This is a genomic window from Neobacillus notoginsengisoli, assembly GCF_003515685.1.
Lineage (GTDB): Bacteria > Bacillota > Bacilli > Bacillales > Cytobacillaceae > Bacillus_D > Bacillus_D notoginsengisoli.
This window is the reverse complement of the sequence record NZ_QWEG01000002.1, coordinates 24989-46335: the sequence shown is the minus strand read 5'-3', so window position 1 is coordinate 46335 and position 21347 is coordinate 24989. Positions and strand designations below refer to the sequence as shown.

Sequence of the window (21347 nt, the reverse complement as noted above, 5' to 3'; positions counted from 1 at the left end):
GTGTTAAGAAGGCCGTTTTTTCATGCCTTCTTAACGACAAACCTCCTCCTTTAACAGGGGGATTTTTTTATGAAAAAACAATTAGGGAGAGTAGTAGAAATGGTAAGTAACCGAAATTTAAAGTTTCTGATGGCATTTATGCTAGTTTTCGCTCTTTTTGCCGGTGGATTTGGGCAAAAGGCTGCGGCGGCTTCCAGCACGGTGACAGTAAAAGTGTTGGGCGAGCAGGATGAAGTACTGACTGAAAAACAAGTGGCCTTGGCTGACAATAAAACAGCCTTTGACGCCTTGGTGAAATCTGTCGGTGAAGAAAATGTGAAAATTGAAGAATTTGATTTTGGGAAGATGATTAAAGAGATTCAAGGCCTGGCCGGTACAGATAAAATCTACTGGGCATTTTACGCGAATGGCGTTTCAGCTATGACAGGAGCAGACTCCTATAAAGCACAACCCGGAGATACATATCTTTTCCGATACCAATCGGAAGCGCCAAAGGACAAGGTCAATTTAAAAATAGTCGGAAAAGCTGGCAAAAGCCAGGACTATAAAGACGTATATTATTTAGGGGAGCCGAACGCCTTTCAATTGCTTCAGACTGTCGTTGGGCCGGAAAATCTGAAATTCGATCAATATGATTTTGGCAAAATGGTCACTTCGATAAATGGTCTAGCCTCCACAGAAAATACATATTGGAGCTTTTATGTGAATGATGAACCCCAAATGATTGGTGCTGAAGACTATACGCTGGAACCTGGAAAAACAGTCTCATTTGTCTATGAAACATTTACACCGCCGGCTGAAGAGCCTGAAACAGAGCAGCCAGGGCTGGAAGCGGAAAAATACCCTAAGGATAGCTTTCAAAAAAATCTCCATGAAGTATTGGAGAATATTCAAACTAGCGGCCAATTAGGTGAATGGGAAGCAATTGCCTTGAAACAGGCAGGTAAGCCTATTCCTGCCAGCTACCTTGAGGAAGTTGCAAAACGTGTAACCGAGAGAAACGGACAGTTTAGGAGTATTACTGATTATGAACGCTACACACTTGGAATCTTGGCAGCGGGAGGAAATCCTGAAAATTTTGCGGGCTATAATTTAGTCGAACCCATCTACAATGGGGACGTTTTAAAACAGGGGCTTAATGGAGTCGCTTATGCCCTGATCGCCCTTGATAGCGCAAACTTTAAAGTGCCTGCGAACGCGAAATGGACGCGGGAAAAGCTTGTAGACTATTTACTTGAAAATCAAAACAGCAATGGCGGCTGGGGCCTGAATCAGGGAGCCGGAAGTGATCCGGATACAACTGCGATGGTCCTCACTGCGTTGGCGCCGTATAAAGAAGATGGCGCACCTAAACCTGCAATTGAAAAAGGTATTGAATACCTGAAAAACCTTTTTGCTTCTTCAGCAGTTGACAGCAGTACGGCAACAGCCCAAGCGGTTATTGCAATGTCGGCACTTGGGCTTGATGCAAACAGTAATATCATTGCAGCAGACGGTAAAACACTGCTCGGCTTCCTTGCTTCATTCATTCAGCCTGGAGGCGGTTTTGCATGGAAGGCTGGCCAAGAAGCAGATGCTCTGTCTACTCAACAAGGCGTACAGGCTCTGGTTGCCTATCATCTATATAAGAACGGTAAAGGTTCCTTGTATAGCCTTAACCTAGCTGACGTACCTGTCGACCCTGTAATTAAGCCAGCTCCATCTGGACAACCGGTTCAGCCGGCAGCTCCGGATAAGCAAGCTAGTACAGAGAAAGAAGGCCACCGACTGCCGGATACGGCTACTGACAGCTATACATGGCTGGCCTTAGGATTTATTTTGGCAACGGGCGGGGGTACCGTTTACTTGCTTAGAAGAAAACAGCAGGCTTAACCATCACTTCTGACAGGAGGAAAAGCAATGAATCGGAAAATCCTATTGCGGCTGCTGCTAGTTTTTTCATTGCTGGCAGCGTTTGCGCTTGCAGGCTGCGGGACAGCTCCTGAGTCTAAAAAAAATGCGGCAGAACAGGGACAGCATGACATTGCCCTTGATCATGAGAACGGCCAAGATGAAGATGGGGCGTCCGATTCCATTGCCGGGGACGGAGAAGGAGAAGCAGACCCTGATACTTCTTTTTCCAATGAGGCACCGGCTTCCGGTTCTTCCAAGGATCCCGGGGACTCAGATGCCAAAAAGAAGGTTGAACAGCCGGCATCTTCCACTCCAAGCAGTCCGCCAGCTGACAAGCCTAAAGCGGGAACTGCGTCTGGGGGCGCTGCTGGTTCAGGGAACGGGACTTCATCCAACAGCAGCGGATCAAGCAAGGGTAGCGGGGCGGCCAGCGCTTCCGCCGGCTCAGCTGGAACTGGTTCGGCAACTTCCGGTGCGACGAGCAAACCAAGCCAGCCGGCCGCGAAGCCCGCGCCAAAACCAGTTTCGAAACCGTCACCTAAACCCGAATCGGCCGCAACAGCAACCATTTCAATTAAAGGACCGAAAGATGTCGGGACAATTCTCGGCGCGACTGCCGTTGAAGTGAAGGAAGGCGACACGGTTCTCAACGTACTGCTTCGCGCGACGGGCAAAAAAATTCATGTTGAACACAGGGGCAGTGGCGCGACTGCCTATGTCGAGGGAATAGACAATTATTATGAATTTGATTATGGGGCAAAAAGCGGCTGGACGTGCAAAAAGAATGGCACTACCATTGACAGGAGCGCAGGGCTTGTAAAAGTAGCCAAGGGCGACAGGATCGAGTGGATCTATATTGAAGGCTGACATGCAAATGAACAGGCTCCACCCGTTTACTGCTTTTTTCTACTATGCCGGCGCACTCGCAATGCTGATTCTCTTTCAGCATCCGGTCTTTCTTTTGGCGGGGTTTACTTTCGTCCTGCTCGTGAATTTTGTTCAAGATCGCTGCAGGGGACTGCAGCGATGGTTTTTTTTCCTAGCGACGAGCGGACTGCTGATTTTTCTCGTGAATCCTCTTTTTAACGAAAGGGGCAGACATGTTCTTTTAGAAGTTTGGGACCATCGTATTACGCTGGAGGCAGTCACGCTTGGCGGAATGTCAGCACTGTCAATTATGGGAATCATCGCCTTGTTTGTCTCTTACAATGAAATCATGACGCCGAACAAGCTATTATTCCTTTTTGCAAAAGTAATGCCGCAATTTGCCGTCCTGCTTATGCTGACACTCAGGTTCATTCCACTGATGCGCATCCGCCTCGGGGAAATTGCGGCGGTTCAGGCCAGCAAAGGGATTTTGGCCGGATCAGGGAAACTTCGGGAACGGGCAAAAAACGGGATGCTTTATATCCAGGCGCTGCTAGTTTTTTCGCTCGAAGAAGCCATCCAAACCGCAGATTCCATGAAGGCACGGGGATATGGCAGCGGAAAACGGTCTTCCTACCATCATTTTCGGTTCAGAAGAATAGACTGGCTTTCACTCGGACTGTTGGTTCCTTCTATCCTTTTTGCCATCTACGGCCGGTCCATGGGCTTTGGGGTGCTCACGGTTTACCCCGTCATGGAGGAAATCGGCTTGCCGAAACAGGAACTACTAGGTATTCTTCTATCATTTGTATTTTTTCTTGCATATCCAGTAATCATTGAGCTGAAAGGGGCATTCGGATGGCGCAAATCGAACTGAAAAACGTAACCTTCACCTATCCAGATGCTCCGGCACCGGCGCTTTCATCCGTCAACCTCTCTATCGAACGGGGGCAGTTCGTTGTTCTGTTAGGTTCTTCCGGTTCTGGCAAAAGCACGCTTCTTCGGCTGCTAAAGGAGGAAATCAGGCCGCATGGCAGGTTGGAAGGCACAATTGACATCTCAGGTACAACCTCATCTGAAATGGGCTTTGTCTTTCAGGACCCAGAAAACCAAATTGTTGCGGACGACCCGCTCCACGAGATGGTCTTCGGCCTCGAGAACCGCGGGCTAGCGACAAGTGAAATGAGAAGCCGAGTAGCGGAAATCGTCAGCTTTTTTGGCGCGGAACCAATTTTGCACAAGAAAATGCATGAACTTTCTGGCGGCAAGAAGCAGCAAATGAACCTTGCCTCCGTCCTGTTAATGCAGCCGGATGTTCTCCTGCTGGACGAGCCCGCTTCCCAGCTAGACCCTGTCAGCACGAGGGAACTGCTCGATATGCTAAAGCGGCTGAATGAAGAATTCGGGATGACCATCGTCCTTGCCGAGCACAGGTTGGAAGAAATAATCACGCTCGCAGATCAGGTAGTGATGATGGAAAATGGGCGAATTATTTATGACGATCCGCCCCGCGAGGTGATGAAGGAACTTTGGAAAACAGGTTCAAGAGCTTTTGTCCCGGACATTCCGGCTCTTTTTTTGCAAAAGAATTCTTCTGAAGCCACTTCCCGATTGCCTCTTTCAATCAAGGAGGGGCGGGGCATGCTAGGGGCGATTTTACAAAAAAATGAACAAGAATGGCCGGAATTGTATCCCGATGAAACGAGAATACGAACCAATTCAGCAGCAATCGGAAGAAATACCATCCTTACCGCAAAAAACGCGAGCTTCCGATACGATAGAAAAAACGGGACAGTCATTGAGGATCTTCACTTTTCGCTTGGAAGCGGGGAACTCTACGCCTTGCTTGGCGGGAATGGATCAGGAAAATCGACATTGCTGAAACTGCTGTGCGGCGTCTTGAAGCCGGAAGCGGGAAACATCATGCTGAATGAGAAGCCTTTAAAGAAATGGAAAACAACAGAAGTAGCCGCGCGAATTGCCTATCTGCCGCAAAATCCTAAGTTGTTTTTCCTCCATGACACTGTGAGGGGAGAAATGGAAGCCGCCTGCCGCGCTTGGGGTACGAAGATGTCAGAAGCGGACAGGCTAGCTGAGGAGTTCGGGATTGATAGGCTCTTGGATCAGCATCCTTATGATTTGAGCGGCGGTGAGCTCCAGAAAGCCGCGTTTGTATGCCTGCTTCTCAAGAAACCGGACATCCTTCTGCTTGATGAGCCGACAAAGGGACTTGACCCGGTGTCCAAAGAGAACCTCGCTGCAATTTTGCGCGAATGGAAGGGCAATGGTGCAGCCATTCTGATTTCCACCCATGATATTGAATTTGCGGCAAAGTATGCAGACCGATGCGGGATGCTCTTCCAAGGGAACATCACCTCCGAGGGCAGTCCGGACAGCTTTTTTAACGGGAACTTTTTTTATACACCCATCCTGCAGCGCCTGTACAGAAACTTGGGCAAAACAGCGATATCAAATAAATTTTAGTGGAAGAACGGAGGAGACCGGGGCATGCATATGAAAAAAATAATCGCTATGATTGTACTGCCTGCCGCGATCATCGGCCTCCTTCTCTATACGGCAATCAATGCGGACAGCTTTATGTGGGTGAGCTTAGGCTTTGGCGGTTTAGCCTTTCTGTATTTACTTGTCCGCTTTGAGAAACGGAAGGTGGAGCCGCGGGAACTGGTCCTGCTCGCCGTCCTCGCTTCGATTGCGGCCGTCGGGAGAATTCCGTTTGCAAGCATTCCGGGAGTCCAGCCGACAACCTTTGTCATTATCATGGCAGGCATTGTCTTTGGAGCGGAGAGTGGCTTTTTGGTAGGAGCGGTTGCCGCTCTAGCCTCAAATATGATTCTTGGCCAAGGCCCGTGGACGCCGTGGCAGATGGCGGCCTGGGGGCTGGTCGGTTTGACTGCCGGCCTGATGAGCAAAACAGGACTCATGAAAACGATGTGGGGCAAGATTGCGTTCGGCTTTTGCTGGGGCTTCCTTTTTGGCTGGATAATGAATTTATGGGGCTATCTCGCGTTCATCCAAACCGGAGGCGAAGTCAGCCTTGCCACGCTTGGAACGTATTTTGCCGCTAGCTCTCTGTTCGATTTCCTGCACGCCGCCTCGAACGTCTTCTTTCTGCTTGTGTTCAGTGGAAGCTGGCTCAAAAGCCTCGCGAGATTTAAACGAAAATATGGTTTGCTGGAGTAGCCGGGGATTATGTTCCACGGCTTTCCGTTTTTTGCTGGGGTTGACTAGTTAATTATTACTATAGTAGATAGCCTGTTTATTGTTAGGCGGTTAATAGTTATCCTGTAAGGATGCGACTAGTGAATTATTACTGTTGGGTATAGAGGGCAGTCTAGTGAATTTTCACTATAAGACTTTGGTTTTTGTAAAAATAACTAGCCTAACTTGACTACAGAAAACCGCATCATTACTAGTATTTGATCTTTTACACTCCTCAAATTTACTAGCCTTTTTGCAAAAAAGTACTATTATTCTTAAGCAGCTAGATCCTTTTGCACAAAATTACTATTCATCCCTATCTAATAATGCAAATTGCCTCTTCCATTCACAAATTGATGAAAATTGTTCACAACGTCCGGCATGAAAAATAGTGTACAATGTAGGTAACATAGTTTGTGAAGTCTGTCACAGACAAAAGTAGAAGGGATGAGCACACATGTCTTCTTCCTATAATAAACCTGAAGAAATTATGAATATAACAGTTGAAAATGGCGCTAAAAAAGCAGCACTCCCGGTTAGGACCTCGGCCATTCTTGGCTTTCAGGCGGGCGCTTTCATCGCGCTCGGCTATTTGCTGTCAATCCGGATCACGGCTCCGTTAACAGGTGATATAGCAGGGCTTGGTTCCATTCTCGGCGCTACTGTTTTCCCGATCGGGTTAATCCTTACGCTGATTGCCGGCGGTGAGCTGTTAACGGGAAACATGATGGCAGTGCCTCTCGCAGGGCTTGCCCGGAAAGTCTCGCTCCGTGGCATTTTGCAAAATTGGGCCATCATCACGGTTGCCAATTTTATGGGCGCCCTTTTTGTCGCTTATGCTTTCGGGCATGTGGCCGGCCTCACCGCGGACGGAATTTATCTCGCGAAAACCATCAGCATTGCCGAGCATAAACTTGATGATACTTTCCTTCAGGCATTTGTATCTGGAATCGGCTGCAACTGGCTAGTCGCCGCGGCGGTCTGGCTTTCATACGGAGCAAAGGACATTATCGGCAAAATAGCCGGTATCTGGTTCCCAACGATGACATTCGTCGCGATTGGGTTTCAGCACGTAGTTGCCAATATGTTCGTCATCCCGGCTGCAATTTTTGAGGGGCATTTTACTTGGAGCCAATACTTTGCGAATTTCGTTCCCGTTTTTCTTGGGAATGCGACCGGCGGCGCCGTCTTTGTCGCGATGGCCTACTGGTTCGCCTACAATAAACTCCAGCAAAAACCAAAACTTGAACCGGCCCCATCCGTCATTATGCTGAAGAGAAGTAAAGGTTAACAAAAAAATCGCCCTCAACAACTGTTGGTGGCGATTTTTTCGTCTTATTCCTGTGTTTGCAAAGCAAGTCTCAGACCGAGTCCAATATACACAAGACCGACCGCTTTTCCCATCCATTTTGAGCTCTGCCTTGATTTTGCAAGAACTCTCCTCCCGATTGAACTTGTCAAAAACACAAGCGATGTTGTGTAAAGGATGCTCATCACGACGAAGGTCAAGCCGAGAATCAGCAGCTGGATGGTGACAGGAAGCCCGTCCTTCTGTACGAACTGAGGCAGGAAAGCAAGGAAGAACAAGGCCGTTTTCGGATTGAGCAGTTCAATTAGCAAAGCCTGCCGGAACGACGGGTTGGAATGACCAAGCTTTTTCTTAGGTTTCTCCTTATTCTTCGCTCTTTCAATGAACGACATGATGCCTAGATAAACCAAGTATGCGGCACCTAGATATTTAACAATTTCAAATGCAAGTGAAGAGGTCATTAAAATAGCCGACAGCCCCGCAACAGCAGCGATCGTATGGATTAAGTCCCCGACGGCAATGCCTACTCCAGTAATCATTCCGCCTTTTATCCCGCCCTTTAATGTTTGTGATACGGTCAAAAATACCGCAGGGCCGGGAGTTAGAAACAGGATCAGGACAACAAAAATAAAGGTCAGCAACTTTCATCCTCCTTAAAAACAACAAAAAAATGGAAAATAGTTTATACTAAAAAGTAAAAGTACTAGATTATTTTAACACTTTAACGCGGCAAAATAAACACCCTGGTATCATAAGAGCCCATAGATTAATTGACAAACAGTCAAAAAGGGGAAGGAGCCGAAAAATGAGTACAACTGCGGAACTTGTTTTTCAAAAAGTACATAATTTCCGGGATATTGGCGGGCTGCCAACCGAGGATGGGCGGAGAATGAAGTCTGGCCTCCTTTATAGGTCCGATGAGCTTTCCCGGTTAAGCAATCATGATCTTGCAAAACTAGAGGCACTTGGGCTGAAGCTGATTTGCGACTTAAGAACAGTCAATGAGCAAAAGTCACGCCCAGACAGGATTCCCGGGCACTGGAATCTTAAAGAGGTTCATATTCCCATCTACCATGGTAGTCAGGATTTCACTCATTTCGAGTTTGTGAAATTTTTGAACACCAATCCTAAGACTATTGATTTTGCCGATATCATCAAAGATTTTTATGTATGCCTTGTCAAGGAACGGACAGGGGAAATCAGGAAACTGTTCGAGTTGACAGCAGAAGCAGAGAATTTGCCGGCGCTTATTCATTGTACCGGCGGCAAGGACAGGACCGGCTTTATATCCGCCTTGTTTCAGCTACTGGCCGGAGTGCCGCAAGAAATCATCGTAAGGCAGTACCTCCTCTCAAATGAGCGGGTTGGAGCAAAAATGAAGAAAACAGGAAACTTCATCAGGCTAATGAGCCTTTATAGAATTCCGCTAGAAAAGATCCAGCCGATGCTTGCAGTTGACCGAAAGCATCTTGAGTATGCGTTTGGCTATATCCTTGATGAATACGGAAGTGTTGAAGCTTACTTGCATGAGGGCTGCGGGATTAAACAGGAGTCCATTAGTAAATTAAAAAATATGCTTGTGGAGTAATGCTTTGTTGTTGAAGAACACCCAAAAAGGAGCCGTCAAATGTGATAGCTCTTTTTTGAATAGTTTTCAATTCCACGATCGTACCCTTATGCGTGACAACAATCAGTAAAAAACCGTTTTCATTGTCACTCAAATCTCGGATGCGTGACAACAATCAGTAAAAAACCGTTTTGGTTGTCACTCAAAGCATGGATGCGTGACAACAATCAGTGAAAAACCGTTTTGCTTGTCACTCAAAGCTCGGGTGCGTGACAACAATCAGTAAAAAATCGTTTTGGTTGTCACATAAAGCATGGATGCGTGACTACAATCAGTAAAAAATCGTTTTGGTTGTCACTCAAATCTCGGATGCGTGACAACAATCAGTAAAAAACCGTTTTGGTTGTCACTCAAATCTCGGATGCGTGACAACAATCAGTGAAAAACCGTTTTGGTTGTCACTCAGATCTCGGATGCGTGACAACAATCAGTAAAATATCGTTTTGGTTGTCACTCAAATCTCGGATGCGTGACAACAATCAGTGAAAAACCGTTTTGGTTGTCACTCAAATCTCGGATGCGTGACAACAATCAGTGAAAAACCGTTTTGGTTGTCACTCAAAGCATGGATGCGTGACAACAATCCTGCCTATTTCCTCGAAGTTGTCCCGGAAATCCCTGATGCCCAACCACATACGTGCTCGTTCAAGTAAGTTCCCGCAAATTTCACCATTTTTTTGCCTCCAAGGGGTAAAATCCCTGAAATGAGGGTATTAAGAAGTGATATACCCAAGAGGAGGCTGAAAAAAGTGATCAATGATTTATTCAGCAAAGGTATTCTGCTTGGCCTTGGCGCTGCTGTGGCAGGCAAGGAAAAGCTTGAAGAGACGATTATGAAGATGGCAGACCAGGGAATGATGTCAAAAAAGGAAGCGGATTCCCTTTTCAGTGACCTTGTCAAAAAAGGCGCTCAAAAAAGTGAGAACTGGAACAAGGATATCCGCGACTCGATTACCGCACAGCTTAGAGAGCTTGGATTTGTAACAAGAAGTGAGTTAGAGACGCTTCAGGCGCAAATCGTGCTTTTGCAGCAGGAACTAGCGGGCTACCGAGCCGATCAGGGTTCAAAGGCTAAAGGTCCTTCTTCTAACCAAACCGAATTTTCAACAGGCCTGAGCTCAACAGGAACAGGTACCAGTGAGTCTGCATTAACCAGCCAGTCCCAAGCGGCGGATGAAATTATACTTGATGATGCGGACGGGCAGCAGCAAGCCGGCTACACGGGGAACTTTACTGATTCAGGGGACAAAAAAATCCCTCCTAATACAGACAATGTGCTTGATTAATAGTTGGTGATGGAATGTTGACGGACAAAATGCGTCGGTTGAACAGATATAAAGAAATCATTTCCCTGCTTGGAAAATATGGCTTCGGTTATTTAGTGGAAGAGGTAGGCCTGACCGAGCTTCTTTCATTTAAAGACAGGATCAAAGCCGATTTTGAGAGGGAAAATACGCTGGAGATGGGCGTCCGGCTTAGGGGGCTTCTTGAGGAACTTGGCCCAACCTTTATTAAGCTGGGACAGTTGCTTAGCATCAGGAGTGATTTCCTGCCGTTCGATATGATGAAGGAACTGGAAAGGCTTCAGGACAATGTCCCTGCAGTACCGCTTGAAGAAATAAGGGAAAAGATAATGCAAGAGCTGGGTAAGCCGCCTGAAGAAATTTTCCATACTTTTAATGAGGACTATGTCGCGGCTGCTTCAATTGGCCAGGTTTATGAGGCAGTCCTTTGGACCGGAGAGAAGGTAATGGTGAAGGTCCAGCGGCCGGGAATAAGAAAAACGATTTATACAGACCTAGAGATTTTGATGGACTTATCGAGGCTGCTTGAGCAAAATTATGACTGGGCTGAGCAGCATAAAGTGGCGGAGATAGCCGATGAACTAGGCAGTTCGATTAAAAAAGAACTGGATTATCTGGAGGAAGCCCGGAACACGGAAACAATTGCGTTCCAATTTGAAAACAACGAGAGAATTAAACTCCCGAAGATTTATTGGGATTTCACAACTTCACATATTCTGACGATGGAGAAGATTGATGGAATAAAAATTTCCGAAGTGCCTTCACAAGTTGGAGACCAGGAAAAAAAGCATGAAATCGCAGATCTGCTAGTTCAGTCTTTTGTAACCCAGGTATTGCGAAAAGGCTTCTTCCACGGCGATCCCCATCCTGGTAATATCCTTTATATGCCGGAAACCGGCCAGCTGGCTTTCATAGATTTTGGCCAGATTGGCAGACTGTCAAGCAGAATGAGGGATGAAACGGCTTCGATGATGATAGGACTGATGCGCGAAGATACTGATATGATTGTAAAAGCGCTGTACCGGCTCTCAGATGTGCCGGCGGATGTGAATGAAAATAAATTTTACGATGATGTCGACCGGATCAGCAAGATGGTCAGCCATGTTCCGTTCGGTGAACTCGATCTTGGCAATACTGTCCAGGAGTTGCTGTCAACCGCTCAGGAGCACCGGATTATCGTGCCGACTGAGTTAACGATGCTTGGAAAAACGCTGATTACAGTCGAAGGAATCATATCCGGCATTGACCCTAAATTGAATTTGCTCCAACTGGCAAAACCATATGCCGAAGAGCTCGTTATTGAGCGGTACGATCCTATCAAAATTGGGAAACGACTGCTAAAGGATGCGGAGGAAATGACCGAAACGGTTGCTAAAATTCCAGGCCGTGTGGATGAAGTGCTCGGCCAGGCCGCAGAAGGCGATTTGAAACTGAAAATCAGCTTATCACAAATCGATTCAATCTTTAATAAAATCGACCGCATTTCAAACAAGGTCTCGTTCAGTTTGACATTGCTTGCTTTCAGCATCGTCGTCCTTGGGCTAATCATCGGGGCGACATTTGGAACAGACACGTTCCTGACAAGCATCCATGCACTGGAAATCGGCTTTGCCGTAGCCTTCCTCATGTTCCTCTGGATTCTCTATTCCATTATCCGTTCAGGACGGTTTTGAAAAGCAAAACCATATGTAAAAAAAGATTCGGACCTGGTGCCGGATCTTTTTGTTTATTTACTATTGGTTGATTGGAGCGGAAGGCGCGAAGACTCCTCGAAAATGCTATCGCATTTCCTTCGTGCAAAGCTTATTCGAGGATGCTGTTTGTCCTGCGGGATAAAAGGTCAGTGGGAGACCCCGCAGGCGCTTGCGCCGAGGAGGCTCCCAGACCGCCCGCGGAAAGCGCGCCTCGTGACAGGCAAAAAACGCCTGTCCCTGCGATGATTATTCTCAGAAGCTTTCCTTTGTGGAGCGGAAATCAAATATAAACAAAAAAACCGGCTCCATCCGGAACCGGTTCATATACGCAGAGGAAAAGCCGCCTTTGCCGTAGGTAATATAAGAAAGTTTTAAACCACCACTCCTCAAAGTGGGTGTTCTTAGAAGCGTTCCTGCCTGTCCTCCTTGCCGTGTAGGCGAAGGCATGTCATTTCGGCTTCGTTCAAAAACTCCCTATTACAGCTTAAAGGTTAAAACTTTATTATGAGTACGAACAACGCAGCTTCTATAGTAGTATCGTACAATATTTCCCTGAACTATTCAATGTAAATATGTCCCAGATAGTGTTAAAGTGCCGCCATTTTTCGGGCTTGTCCTAAAATGTTCAATCATTTGCAAGGCCATCGCTTTATAGCCATCCGAATTCGGATGAACCCCATCAGGAGACAGGTTTTGGAGATTTTTCCCGTTAATGATGTGTGATGTTTCTACAACCATAGCGGTTGGAATCCTCTCGGCGGTCTTATAAATATTGACGTTCCATTTTGGCAAAAGCTTATCCGCGACAGTGTAATAAGCTGTTTCCGGATTAAGCGGATTATATAATTCCAAAAAGACAATTGTAGCATCTGGATTTAATTGTGTTATTCTCGCAGCGATATCCTGGAGATTCTCCTTGAATGCCGATTGCAAAGAATCAAAAGCTTTGAAGACTGATTGGAAATCCGTCTTATTAGCGGCTCTCAGCACATCATTTCCGCCAATATTCACCGTAATTATATCAGCTTGTTTAATTTCATCATCATATATTTGATCATCAACAAGCTGACGTAATTCGCTGCTCGTCATCCCATTAATGCCTTCATTCCTGAATTCCACTTTTTTCTTAGTTAACCTGCCGAGTTCAATAGAGAACTGGCTAACAAGATTTTGGTCCTGGCCTGCTCCGACCCCACGGATAATCGAGTCGCCAAGTGCAAGATGGTAAAGAGCTTCCTTTTCTGAGTGGCGGTAATAATCAATATATGACGGCAGACTAGCATTCATCGTTTCCTTCGACTGCTTCTTCATTTGGCTGATTTGATATTGTGGATAATAAAGCCAACCTGTTATTCCAGCGGCAACAAGAACAGCAACAATAAGCAGATACTTGATGACTTTCGTTCTCCCTTCCGTACTAACTGCCTCCTAAAACCCTCCAACTGTCGGATCGTAAAAAGCCTACACTCATTATACAAGGAATTTTTGCAAAAAAAGCTAGTAAACAATGGCAGTATAGTGAAAACTTTAGTGTCTTTTCAAAGGTATATTTAGAAATCTTTTGCTCGTTTTTGTGAAAAAAGTAGCAACTTTTGTCGTATTTTGTTACCGTTAATGCCAAATTTGGATATTTTGTATCTAGAATTCGTCACCATTCTATGTAACAATAGCTTAGTAAGGAGGGGGAGTTTTGAACAGGAAATTAGGGTTCATCATAATTGCCGTATTAATCCTTGTAGTAACTGTCGGCAGTTATGTTGTGTATGGCGCTACGAAAGATAAAAAAGCTGAGAACTCGGTGAACGAGGCGAAGTCCTCGGCGTCTGACTTATATAAAGAAATGGAAGAGAAAATTGATACTGGTAAAGAAACAGGCCATTTTGCAAAAGTAGACAGAGAAAAGATCTTGAAAGCCGAAGCACTTGTCTCAATCGCCAAAGCAGATTTAAAAGAGGCTACCAATAAAACGAGCCGTGAATACAAGGAAATCCTCCAGGATGAAGTGGAATCGATGATTGGACAACTGCGGGAGTATAATAAAGGTGCCGCTATTGCCGAACCGCTTTATGAACGGATCTATGCAGCCGAAAAACTCGCCGCTGAAAATCCACTTTCACCGGATTTACTAGAGGAGCTTCCACTGCTGAAAGCCGATGTACTTGAGGGAAATAAAGAATTTAAAAAGCTGAAACCACCATTCCACGACCTTTTCGCGGACAGATATATTCTGGAGGTTGAAAAACTCGAAGGGATTATGAACTTATTTGTGACTGCCGAGCAGGCTGTCCAAACACTTATCGACATGTCGGAATCCGAGAAAACAATAAAAGCCGATTTTGACAAGAAATATGAGGAAGCAAAAAAACTCGTCGAGGAATTGTCGAATGAATCGGCGAAAAATGAGTTGACCGCTGAAATGGAAACCGCTGCAAAAGCCTTTGCAAATGCGGATAAAAAGCGGGATGAGGAAGCGAAAAAGAAGGAAGAGGATGAAGCAAAAACATTCACTGGTCCCGAGGGCGAAATGTATGAACTTGGGGAAGGCCCATCCTTTGATCCTGCTTGGTCGGTGGCCAAAAAGCATGGCGCAAGGCTTTACTTTATGCCCGATTCCGATGTTATGATCTTCGTTAAGGACAATAGCCGCATACTGACAATGAGCGCCGGATTTATAGGCACGGATTTAAACCATGGGAATATTCTCGCGGACCTGCTAACGGCCCGCGGCTATAAAATTACGCAAAAAGAAATGAACAATGTCATTCAATCGGGCACCCCTTTTGAAAAGGAAAAGGAAATGTTCCGGGTTTACCGTGAAGGAAAGAAGCTGATTGCTGAAACCTGGTGATACTTATGAGAGCACCCTGTCTTCATTTGACGGAGGTGCTCTCTTTTTTTTTCGGTTCCGCCTGCCACTTTTGAACAAACTAGTACCTAAACATAAATTACTATTGAAAAACGAACATGCAAGTTGATTCCCAAACAAATAAGTTTTACTTTTAAAGTAACCGGATTCCGTTTTGGAGGTAGATTTCATGAGAATACTAGTAATTGAAGATAACGAAAGTGTTTGTGAAATGATCGGGATGTTTTTTTTGAAAGAAGGCATTCAAGGCGAATTCGTCCACAATGGCCTTGAAGGCTATAAACGCTACAAGGAAGGCGGCTGGGACCTTTTAATAGTCGACTGGATGCTGCCAGGAATGGACGGGGTGACGCTTTGCCGGAAAATCCGCGAAGAAAAGAGTCAAGTTCCGATTATTATGCTTACAGCAAAGGACAGCGAATCGGATCAGGTGCTTGGACTCGAGATGGGTGCGGATGACTATGTAACAAAACCGTTCAGTCCTCTCGCCTTGATGGCCCGCATCAAAGCGGTTGCAAGGAGGTACCAGAAAACCGGGGAGAGTGGTAATGAACAGAAGCATATGATTGTAACGAAGCATTTTGCCATAAATAAAGACACAAGGGAAGTGTTCCTCGATGGAACGGCCATTCCGAACCTGACCCCGAAGGAGTTCGACCTACTGTCTTTCATGGCATCAAACCCCCGCCAGGTTTTTACGCGCGACCAACTGCTTGAAAGAGTATGGGGCTACCAGTTTTACGGGGACGAGCGGACGGTGGATGTCCATATTAAGCGGCTCCGGAAGAAAGTAGGCACCCAGGCTCAGCCTTTTTTTCATACAGTATGGGGAGTGGGCTATAAATTTGATGAATCGGTAGAGGCACATGAGGATTAAATATTTCTACCAGCAACTATTCAGCCATATCGGCGTTTTGATTATCGCCTTTCTCGTCTTGAGCCTTTTGTTTACACACTATGTTGAGAACCTCGTTTACCAAAGCAAAACAGACGAGCTCCTTGAGTATGGGGAGAATATTCTCAGTGACCTTGAATGGAGTAATCCGAGGGAGGCGGATTCGGTCATCAATCAATATGCCCGGGTCCTGTTCGGACGTGACATTCAGTTCAGCGTCTTTGCGGTGAACGGGCGGAACGTCACCTTGATGAACCCGATTGACTGGCGGGGACCGGCGATTGTCCTGAAAGAAAACGACTGGCAAAAGCTGCGCTTCGGTGAGCCGGTGGTGATTAAATCCGATCTCAAGCGTTACAATCAAAATGTTTCGATTGTAACGGTCCCATACAATGCAGGAGGGGAATTTATCGGCGGTGTCCTGTTAATTTCCCCGGTTAAAGGGCCGAGAGAAATGATTAGCGGAATTAATGAATATTTACTTTTCACTGTCCTGATTTCTTTGGGGGTATCGTTTTTGCTAAGCTGGCTCCTTTCAAGGATTCATGTGATACGCATAAAACGGATTCAGAAAGCGGCTTCAGTAGTAGCTTCCGGAGATTATACAGTCCATGTGCCTTCTTCTAATTTCGATGAAATTGGCGAGCTTTCGAGCGACTTTAATCAGATGGTCAACAAAATAAACCAGTCCATGGAGGAAATTGAAAACCTTGAAAACAGGCGCCGGCAGTTCATGGCGGATGTTTCCCATGAAATGCGGACACCGCTTACGACCATTAGCGGCGTTATTGAAGGGCTGCGCAACAACATGATTCCAGAAGCCGAAAAAGAAAAAGGCATCGACCTTGTCAGTAAAGAAACAAAGCGTCTGATCCGGCTCGTAAACGAAAACCTTGATTATGAAAAAATCCGCTCTAACCAGGTTGTTTTGCAAAAAGAAGATATCCATCTTAGCGAAGCCTTTGAGATTATTAAAGATCAGCTCGACATGCAGGCTGTTGGGCGCGGAAATGAAATTATCATCTGCGTTGATGATGAGACAATGATTTATGCGGACTATGATCGGCTATTGCAAATCCTGATTAATATTACGAAAAACAGCATCCAGTTTACAGAGGGTGGAACCATTTCTCTGAAGGGCTATACAGAGGATGGCAATACGGTGATTGAAATTGTAGATACGGGCATCGGTATTGAACCGGAAGAAGTCGAGAAAATCTGGCGCCGTTTCTATAAAGCGGATCTTTCAAGAACCGGCAATCCCTTCGGCGCTTTTGGCCTCGGCTTGTCAATTGTCAAACAGCTAGTTCAGCTGCATGATGGCAAAATCAGCGTTTCAAGTGAGAAAGGGAAAGGGACGAAATTCACCATTCTTATACCTAATCATGCGAATTAAAGGCTGCAGGGACTTGTCCCCGCAGCCTTTATCTCTATTTTGCCTGAAACAAGGCATCTTGGGACAGTTGGTGCCAGGCAACCCGGTTAGCTGTCGCAACAAAAGACATCTCGGAACAGTTTGGTTAAAAAATCCCGGGTGTTGTCCTTTTTAGTGGTTTTTAAAATGATAATGTTTTATTCTACGATGATTGAAGCGAAGGGGAGTGGAAATCAGCAGAGCACATATTTAAAAGCCTTGCCGCAGATTGTTAATAATTTGTTCATAAATTCCGGTTAAGATAGAGACAGATAGGAAAGGAATTTAATAGGAGGGTAACACGATGAGTGATTATTACCAAGACTATGGACAAATAAACCGTGAGCCGGAACAAAGAAGAGAACAAAAGCCGGCCAAATCGGGTAAAATGAAAAGCTTTCTTTCAACAATTGGCGCGGGCGTCATTGGATCTGCCTTGACCCTTGCAGCCGTGAACTATACAGATTTGAATTCTCTGATTAATCATGAACAACAGCCAGCCCAGACTGAAAACTCAAGCAGTCCGACTGCCAACTTAGTCCCGGCTTCAACTGCGTCTAAATCCCAAGGCGGTTCAGTAGCGGATATGGTCGAGAAAGCATCAAAGGCAATTGTCGGCATTGTGAATTACCAGGAACAGAATAATCCGTTCAGCAACAGCCAAGGCGTTGTCGAGAAAGGTTCAGGCTCTGGGGTTATTTTTAAAAAATCCGGAGGCAGTGCCTATATTGTGACAAACAACCACGTAATCGAAAATGCGCAAAAGCTTGAAGTGTCCTTCGATAATGGGGAAAAGGCAGAAGCAAAGGTGGTGGGAGCGGATGCATTGACGGACCTGGCAGTGATAAAGGTGGATGCCAAATTCGCTCCCGATGCGATTGATTTCGCCGATTCATCCAGCTTAAGGCCTGGTGACGAAGTTTTTGCAATCGGAAACCCGCTTGGCCTTGATTTGTCGAGGACAGTCACGAGGGGAATTGTCAGCGCGATTGACCGCAGCATTGATGTTTCCACTTCTGCTGGTGAATGGAAACTGGACGTCATTCAGACCGACGCCGCGATTAACCCTGGCAACTCCGGCGGCGCCTTGATCAATACGGCTGGACAGGTCATTGGCATCAATTCACTGAAGATATCCGATAGAGGTGTTGAAGGTCTCGGCTTTGCGATTCCAAGTAATAATGTTGTGCCGATTGTGAATGAAATGATTGAAAAAGGCAAAGTGGAGCGCCCTTATCTCGGGGTTAGCCTCGCGGACTTTGAAGAAATTCACCCGGCATTCCTTCAGGATCTGCCAAAGAACGTTGACTCAGGTACGATGGTCACTTCCGTTCAGCCTGGTTCAGGGGCGGACAAAGCAGGCCTGCAAAAACAGGATGTCATTGTTGCCATCAATGGGGAAAAGGTAAGCAACTCGGGTGATTTGCGAAAGTTTATGTATTCCAATGTAAAAGCAGGCGAAAAAGTTAAACTGAAAATTTACCGAAGCGGCAAGGAAAAAACAGTTGAAGTGACCGTGTCGGGGGACAGCGTGACGAACTAATTGATGAGAGGCAGCCTTTAATTATAAGGTTGCCTGTTTTTTGTAAAAAAACAGAGACTGCAAATGGAAGCAGTCTCTGTGAGTAGTTTATTAGGCTTCGACCGGTAATGGAAGGCCAAGTCCTTCTGCCACTCGTGTGCCATACTCCTTATCGGCTTTCAAGAAATGCTGGATTTGGCGGAGCTTTATTTCTTCGTGCTCAACCGGTTTCATTGCGGCTACGATATTCGCAACTAGGCGGGCCCGTTCTTCTTCGTTCATCAGGCGGTACAGGTCACCAGCCTGGGTGTAATGGTCATCTTGGTCATAAGCAGCGCTGGCAGCAAAGCCCGAAACTTCGTATGGGGAGATCTTCGTTTCCGGCGCTTCCTTTGGGCCGCTGAAGCTGTTCGGTTCATAATAAACCGATCCGCCCCCGTTATTGTCAAATCGCATCTGTCCATCACGCTGATAGTTATTTACCTCCACGCGCGGCCGGTTGATTGGCAGCAGGTTGTGGTTCGCTCCAACACGATAGCGATGTGCATCGGAATAAGCAAACAGGCGCCCCTGCAGCATTTTGTCAGGTGATGCTTCAATTCCCGGAACAAAGCTTCCAGGCGAGAAGGTTGCCTGCTCAACTTCCGCGAAGTAGTTCTCAGGATTCTTATTCAGGACCATCCGGCCAACTTCTTGGAGCGGATAGTCTTTTTGCGACCATACTTTAGTGACATCGAACGGATCCCAGCGGTATGTATCCGCATCAGCGAGAGGCATGATCTGAACATACAATCTCCAGGCAGGATAATCGCCTTTCTCAATTGCGTTATGAAGGTCTTCGATATGGTACTCCGGGTTGGTGCCGGCCATTTTCGCCGCTGTTTCAACAGCAAGATTTGCAATCCCTTGTTCCGTTTTGAAATGGTATTTCACCCAATAGGCTTCACCCTTTGCATTCACCCATTTGAATGTATGGCTGCCAAAGCCGTGCATATGGCGGAATGTCGCCGGGATGCCCCGATCAGAGAACAGGATGGTTACCTGGTGGAGCGACTCAGGCGATAGGGACCAGAAATCCCATACTGCAGTAGGATTTTTGAGATGAGTCTTTGGATCACGCTTTTGTGTATGGATGAAATCAGGGAACTTGATTGCATCACGAATGAAGAAGACAGGGGTATTATTCCCGACAAGATCATAATTGCCTTCTTCGGTGTAGAATTTAACAGCGAATCCTCGCGGGTCACGGACAGTGTCGGCAGAACCGAGTTCACCGGCAACTGTCGAGAAACGGATGAACATTGGCGTCCGCTTTCCTACTTCGGAAAGGAAATTTGCCTTCGTAAATTGGCTGACATCCTGTGTTACCTCGAAATAACCGTGCGCGCCTGCTCCTTTGGCATGGACGACACGCTCTGGCACACGCTCGCGATTAAAATGGGCCAGTTTTTCAAGCAAATGGACATCTTGAATAAGGGTAGGTCCGCGCTGTCCCGCTATAATTGAATTTTGGTTATCACCCACAGGAGCACCCCAACTGGTCGTCAATCTTTTTTGATTTTCCATCATTCAGCCTCCTATAACAATATTAGCATTGTAGAAATGATATTAATTGAAAATGAATATCATATTATAATTATTATAATTTAATAGATGTTAAATAGTCAAACTTTTATAAAGATATCCTGTTTTTTGCAAAAAAGGTCTTCTGTCTTCCGATGGTTGACAGTCCATAGAGCTTTTTGAACAAAGGAAAAAGCAGTGCGCCTGATTTGGCACACTGCTTTTGGGCTCTCTTATTTAATTGATGACAACCGCCTGGCTTCCCATTTGCTCCCAGGCTTTTATAAAGTTCGCCCTGTTTACCTTCCTGTCCTTCGTTCCGTATGGATCATTCAGGAAAATGTGCTTTTCATCAAAACCAGTCAGTGCGACACTGTGCATAGTAAACGTTATTTTCACTTGGCCTTCCGGCGTATTCCATGTTTTAAAATGGCTGGGACCAAGCGGTGCATAGGCGGTGTTAATGATTACCCACACCGGAGTTCCTTCAGCCAGTTTTTCAATAACTGTATCGAAAGGTTTACCGGTCAGGTCTTCCGCCTTCGAACCAGCATACTCTTTTGCAAGAGTGAAAATAGGTCCGTGATAAACGCCGAGGCCAGGGCCATCCTCCATGTTGCCGACAAACCCAGTATATGGGTTGCCGTACTGGCCATTCTGATAGCGAAGCGGAACGCGATTTACTTTTTTAGCAAGTTCATTTTTTGTGACTTCAATTCCCTTGTATTTGAGAATCATCGCAAGACTGGTCACCTCACAGCCATTATAAAGCCTCGGTGTCGCCATTTGGTTTAAAAACGGCACATCAAGCAAGATTTCTGTCATTGGCTTTTCAGGAACAGCCTTTTGCGGAAGCTTAATTTCTGATTTGGGTGCTTCTTGAATAGCAATAGGTGTTTCTTGCTCCGCCGCCGATAGGACATTTTCTTTATTTTGCGAAACAGATGCAATTTCCTGCTTTGGCAGCAGAAAAAATCCTGTTAGAACGATGATGCCTAACAACACAATTGCATAACCAAAAAACTTCTTCATTTTGTCCTTTCCTCCGACTGAAAAACCTTTTTCTTTATTTTTACTACCCCTTTCATTAAGTTTAACAAACAAAGGTGAATAATCCAGAGCAAAATAAAGAAAATATGCCTTTTGAACCAGTTTTATCCCTTTCTGGAGGATT

17 protein-coding genes and 1 other RNA gene are annotated in these 21347 nt (G+C 45.9%); 13 read left to right on the top strand and 5 right to left on the bottom strand.

The window, feature by feature from the left end; genetic code table 11:
- The first annotated feature begins 69 nt into the window (after positions 1-69).
- The 6 genes from D1B31_RS02995 (at position 70) to D1B31_RS02970 (ending at position 7270) form a co-directional block, all read left to right on the top strand.
- The gene (locus tag D1B31_RS02995) at positions 70-1872 is read left to right on the top strand and encodes a DUF4430 domain-containing protein (protein ID WP_118919274.1); all 1803 of its coding nucleotides are present in this window, start codon (positions 70-72) and stop codon (positions 1870-1872) included.
- A gap of 27 nt (positions 1873-1899) precedes the next feature.
- A complete protein-coding gene (locus tag D1B31_RS02990) occupies positions 1900-2760 on the top strand; it encodes a DUF4430 domain-containing protein (protein ID WP_118919273.1) in 861 nt (286 codons plus the stop codon).
- Complete coding sequence (locus tag D1B31_RS02985) at positions 2750-3637, top strand: energy-coupling factor transporter transmembrane component T (protein ID WP_240035143.1); 888 nt, start codon at positions 2750-2752, stop codon at positions 3635-3637. The genes D1B31_RS02990 and D1B31_RS02985 overlap by 11 nt, the downstream gene beginning before the upstream one ends.
- Entirely contained in the window at positions 3619-5244 is a 1626-nt protein-coding gene (locus D1B31_RS02980; protein ID WP_118919272.1) for an ABC transporter ATP-binding protein, read from the top strand. Before D1B31_RS02985 ends, D1B31_RS02980 begins: the two co-directional genes overlap by 19 nt.
- A gap of 24 nt (positions 5245-5268) precedes the next feature.
- Positions 5269-5961 carry an ECF transporter S component gene (locus D1B31_RS02975; protein WP_118919271.1) on the top strand — a complete coding sequence of 231 codons (693 nt, stop codon included), beginning with the start codon at positions 5269-5271 and terminating at the stop codon, positions 5959-5961.
- Between the two features lie 475 nt (positions 5962-6436).
- Complete coding sequence (locus tag D1B31_RS02970) at positions 6437-7270, top strand: formate/nitrite transporter family protein (protein ID WP_118919270.1); 834 nt, start codon at positions 6437-6439, stop codon at positions 7268-7270.
- A gap of 44 nt (positions 7271-7314) precedes the next feature.
- Here D1B31_RS02970 and D1B31_RS02965 read toward each other — a convergent pair whose 3' ends face one another.
- Positions 7315-7929, bottom strand: a complete 615-nt coding sequence (locus D1B31_RS02965) for a LysE family translocator (RefSeq protein WP_118919269.1) — start codon at positions 7927-7929, stop codon at positions 7315-7317.
- 164 nt (positions 7930-8093) lie between these two features.
- On the opposite strand from D1B31_RS02965, the gene D1B31_RS02960 reads away from it, so the two are divergent.
- The 3 genes from D1B31_RS02960 (at position 8094) to D1B31_RS02950 (ending at position 11892) form a co-directional block, all read left to right on the top strand.
- Positions 8094-8876 carry a tyrosine-protein phosphatase gene (locus tag D1B31_RS02960; protein ID WP_118919268.1) on the top strand — a complete coding sequence of 261 codons (783 nt, stop codon included), beginning with the start codon at positions 8094-8096 and terminating at the stop codon, positions 8874-8876.
- A 788-nt stretch (positions 8877-9664) separates the two neighbouring features.
- Positions 9665-10201: a phasin family protein gene (locus D1B31_RS02955; RefSeq protein ID WP_118919267.1), complete on the top strand. Its 537-nt coding sequence runs from the start codon at positions 9665-9667 to the stop codon at positions 10199-10201.
- 29 nt (positions 10202-10230) lie between these two features.
- Positions 10231-11892, top strand: coding sequence for an ABC1 kinase family protein (locus D1B31_RS02950; RefSeq protein WP_204562980.1), 1662 nt, complete (start codon positions 10231-10233; stop codon positions 11890-11892).
- Between the two features lie 354 nt (positions 11893-12246).
- Here D1B31_RS02950 and ssrS read toward each other — a convergent pair.
- A non-coding RNA gene (gene ssrS / locus D1B31_RS02940) (6S RNA) lies at positions 12247-12442 on the bottom strand.
- A 32-nt stretch (positions 12443-12474) separates the two neighbouring features.
- Positions 12475-13224, bottom strand: coding sequence for an SGNH/GDSL hydrolase family protein (locus tag D1B31_RS02935; protein WP_118919264.1), 750 nt, complete (start codon positions 13222-13224; stop codon positions 12475-12477).
- Between the two features lie 379 nt (positions 13225-13603).
- On the opposite strand from D1B31_RS02935, the gene D1B31_RS02930 reads away from it, so the two are divergent.
- The 4 genes from D1B31_RS02930 (at position 13604) to D1B31_RS02915 (ending at position 18631) form a co-directional block, all read left to right on the top strand.
- On the top strand, positions 13604-14761 hold the full coding sequence (locus D1B31_RS02930) for a hypothetical protein (RefSeq protein ID WP_118919263.1): 1158 nt from the start codon (positions 13604-13606) through the stop codon (positions 14759-14761).
- A gap of 187 nt (positions 14762-14948) precedes the next feature.
- On the top strand, positions 14949-15656 hold the full coding sequence (locus D1B31_RS02925; RefSeq protein ID WP_118919262.1) for a response regulator transcription factor: 708 nt from the start codon (positions 14949-14951) through the stop codon (positions 15654-15656).
- On the top strand, positions 15646-17070 hold the full coding sequence (locus D1B31_RS02920) for a sensor histidine kinase (RefSeq protein WP_118919261.1): 1425 nt from the start codon (positions 15646-15648) through the stop codon (positions 17068-17070). Before D1B31_RS02925 ends, D1B31_RS02920 begins: the two co-directional genes overlap by 11 nt.
- 322 nt (positions 17071-17392) lie before the next feature.
- A complete protein-coding gene (locus D1B31_RS02915; RefSeq protein ID WP_192894721.1) occupies positions 17393-18631 on the top strand; it encodes a S1C family serine protease in 1239 nt (412 codons plus the stop codon).
- Positions 18632-18721: 90 nt separating this feature from the next.
- Here the strand turns inward: D1B31_RS02915 and katA are convergent, their stop codons facing one another.
- Positions 18722-20176 carry a catalase gene (gene katA, locus D1B31_RS02910; protein WP_204562982.1) on the bottom strand — a complete coding sequence of 485 codons (1455 nt, stop codon included), beginning with the start codon at positions 20174-20176 and terminating at the stop codon, positions 18722-18724.
- A 234-nt stretch (positions 20177-20410) separates the two neighbouring features.
- Complete coding sequence (locus D1B31_RS02905; RefSeq protein WP_118919559.1) at positions 20411-21205, bottom strand: C39 family peptidase; 795 nt, start codon at positions 21203-21205, stop codon at positions 20411-20413.
- Positions 21206-21347: the final 142 nt, after the last annotated feature.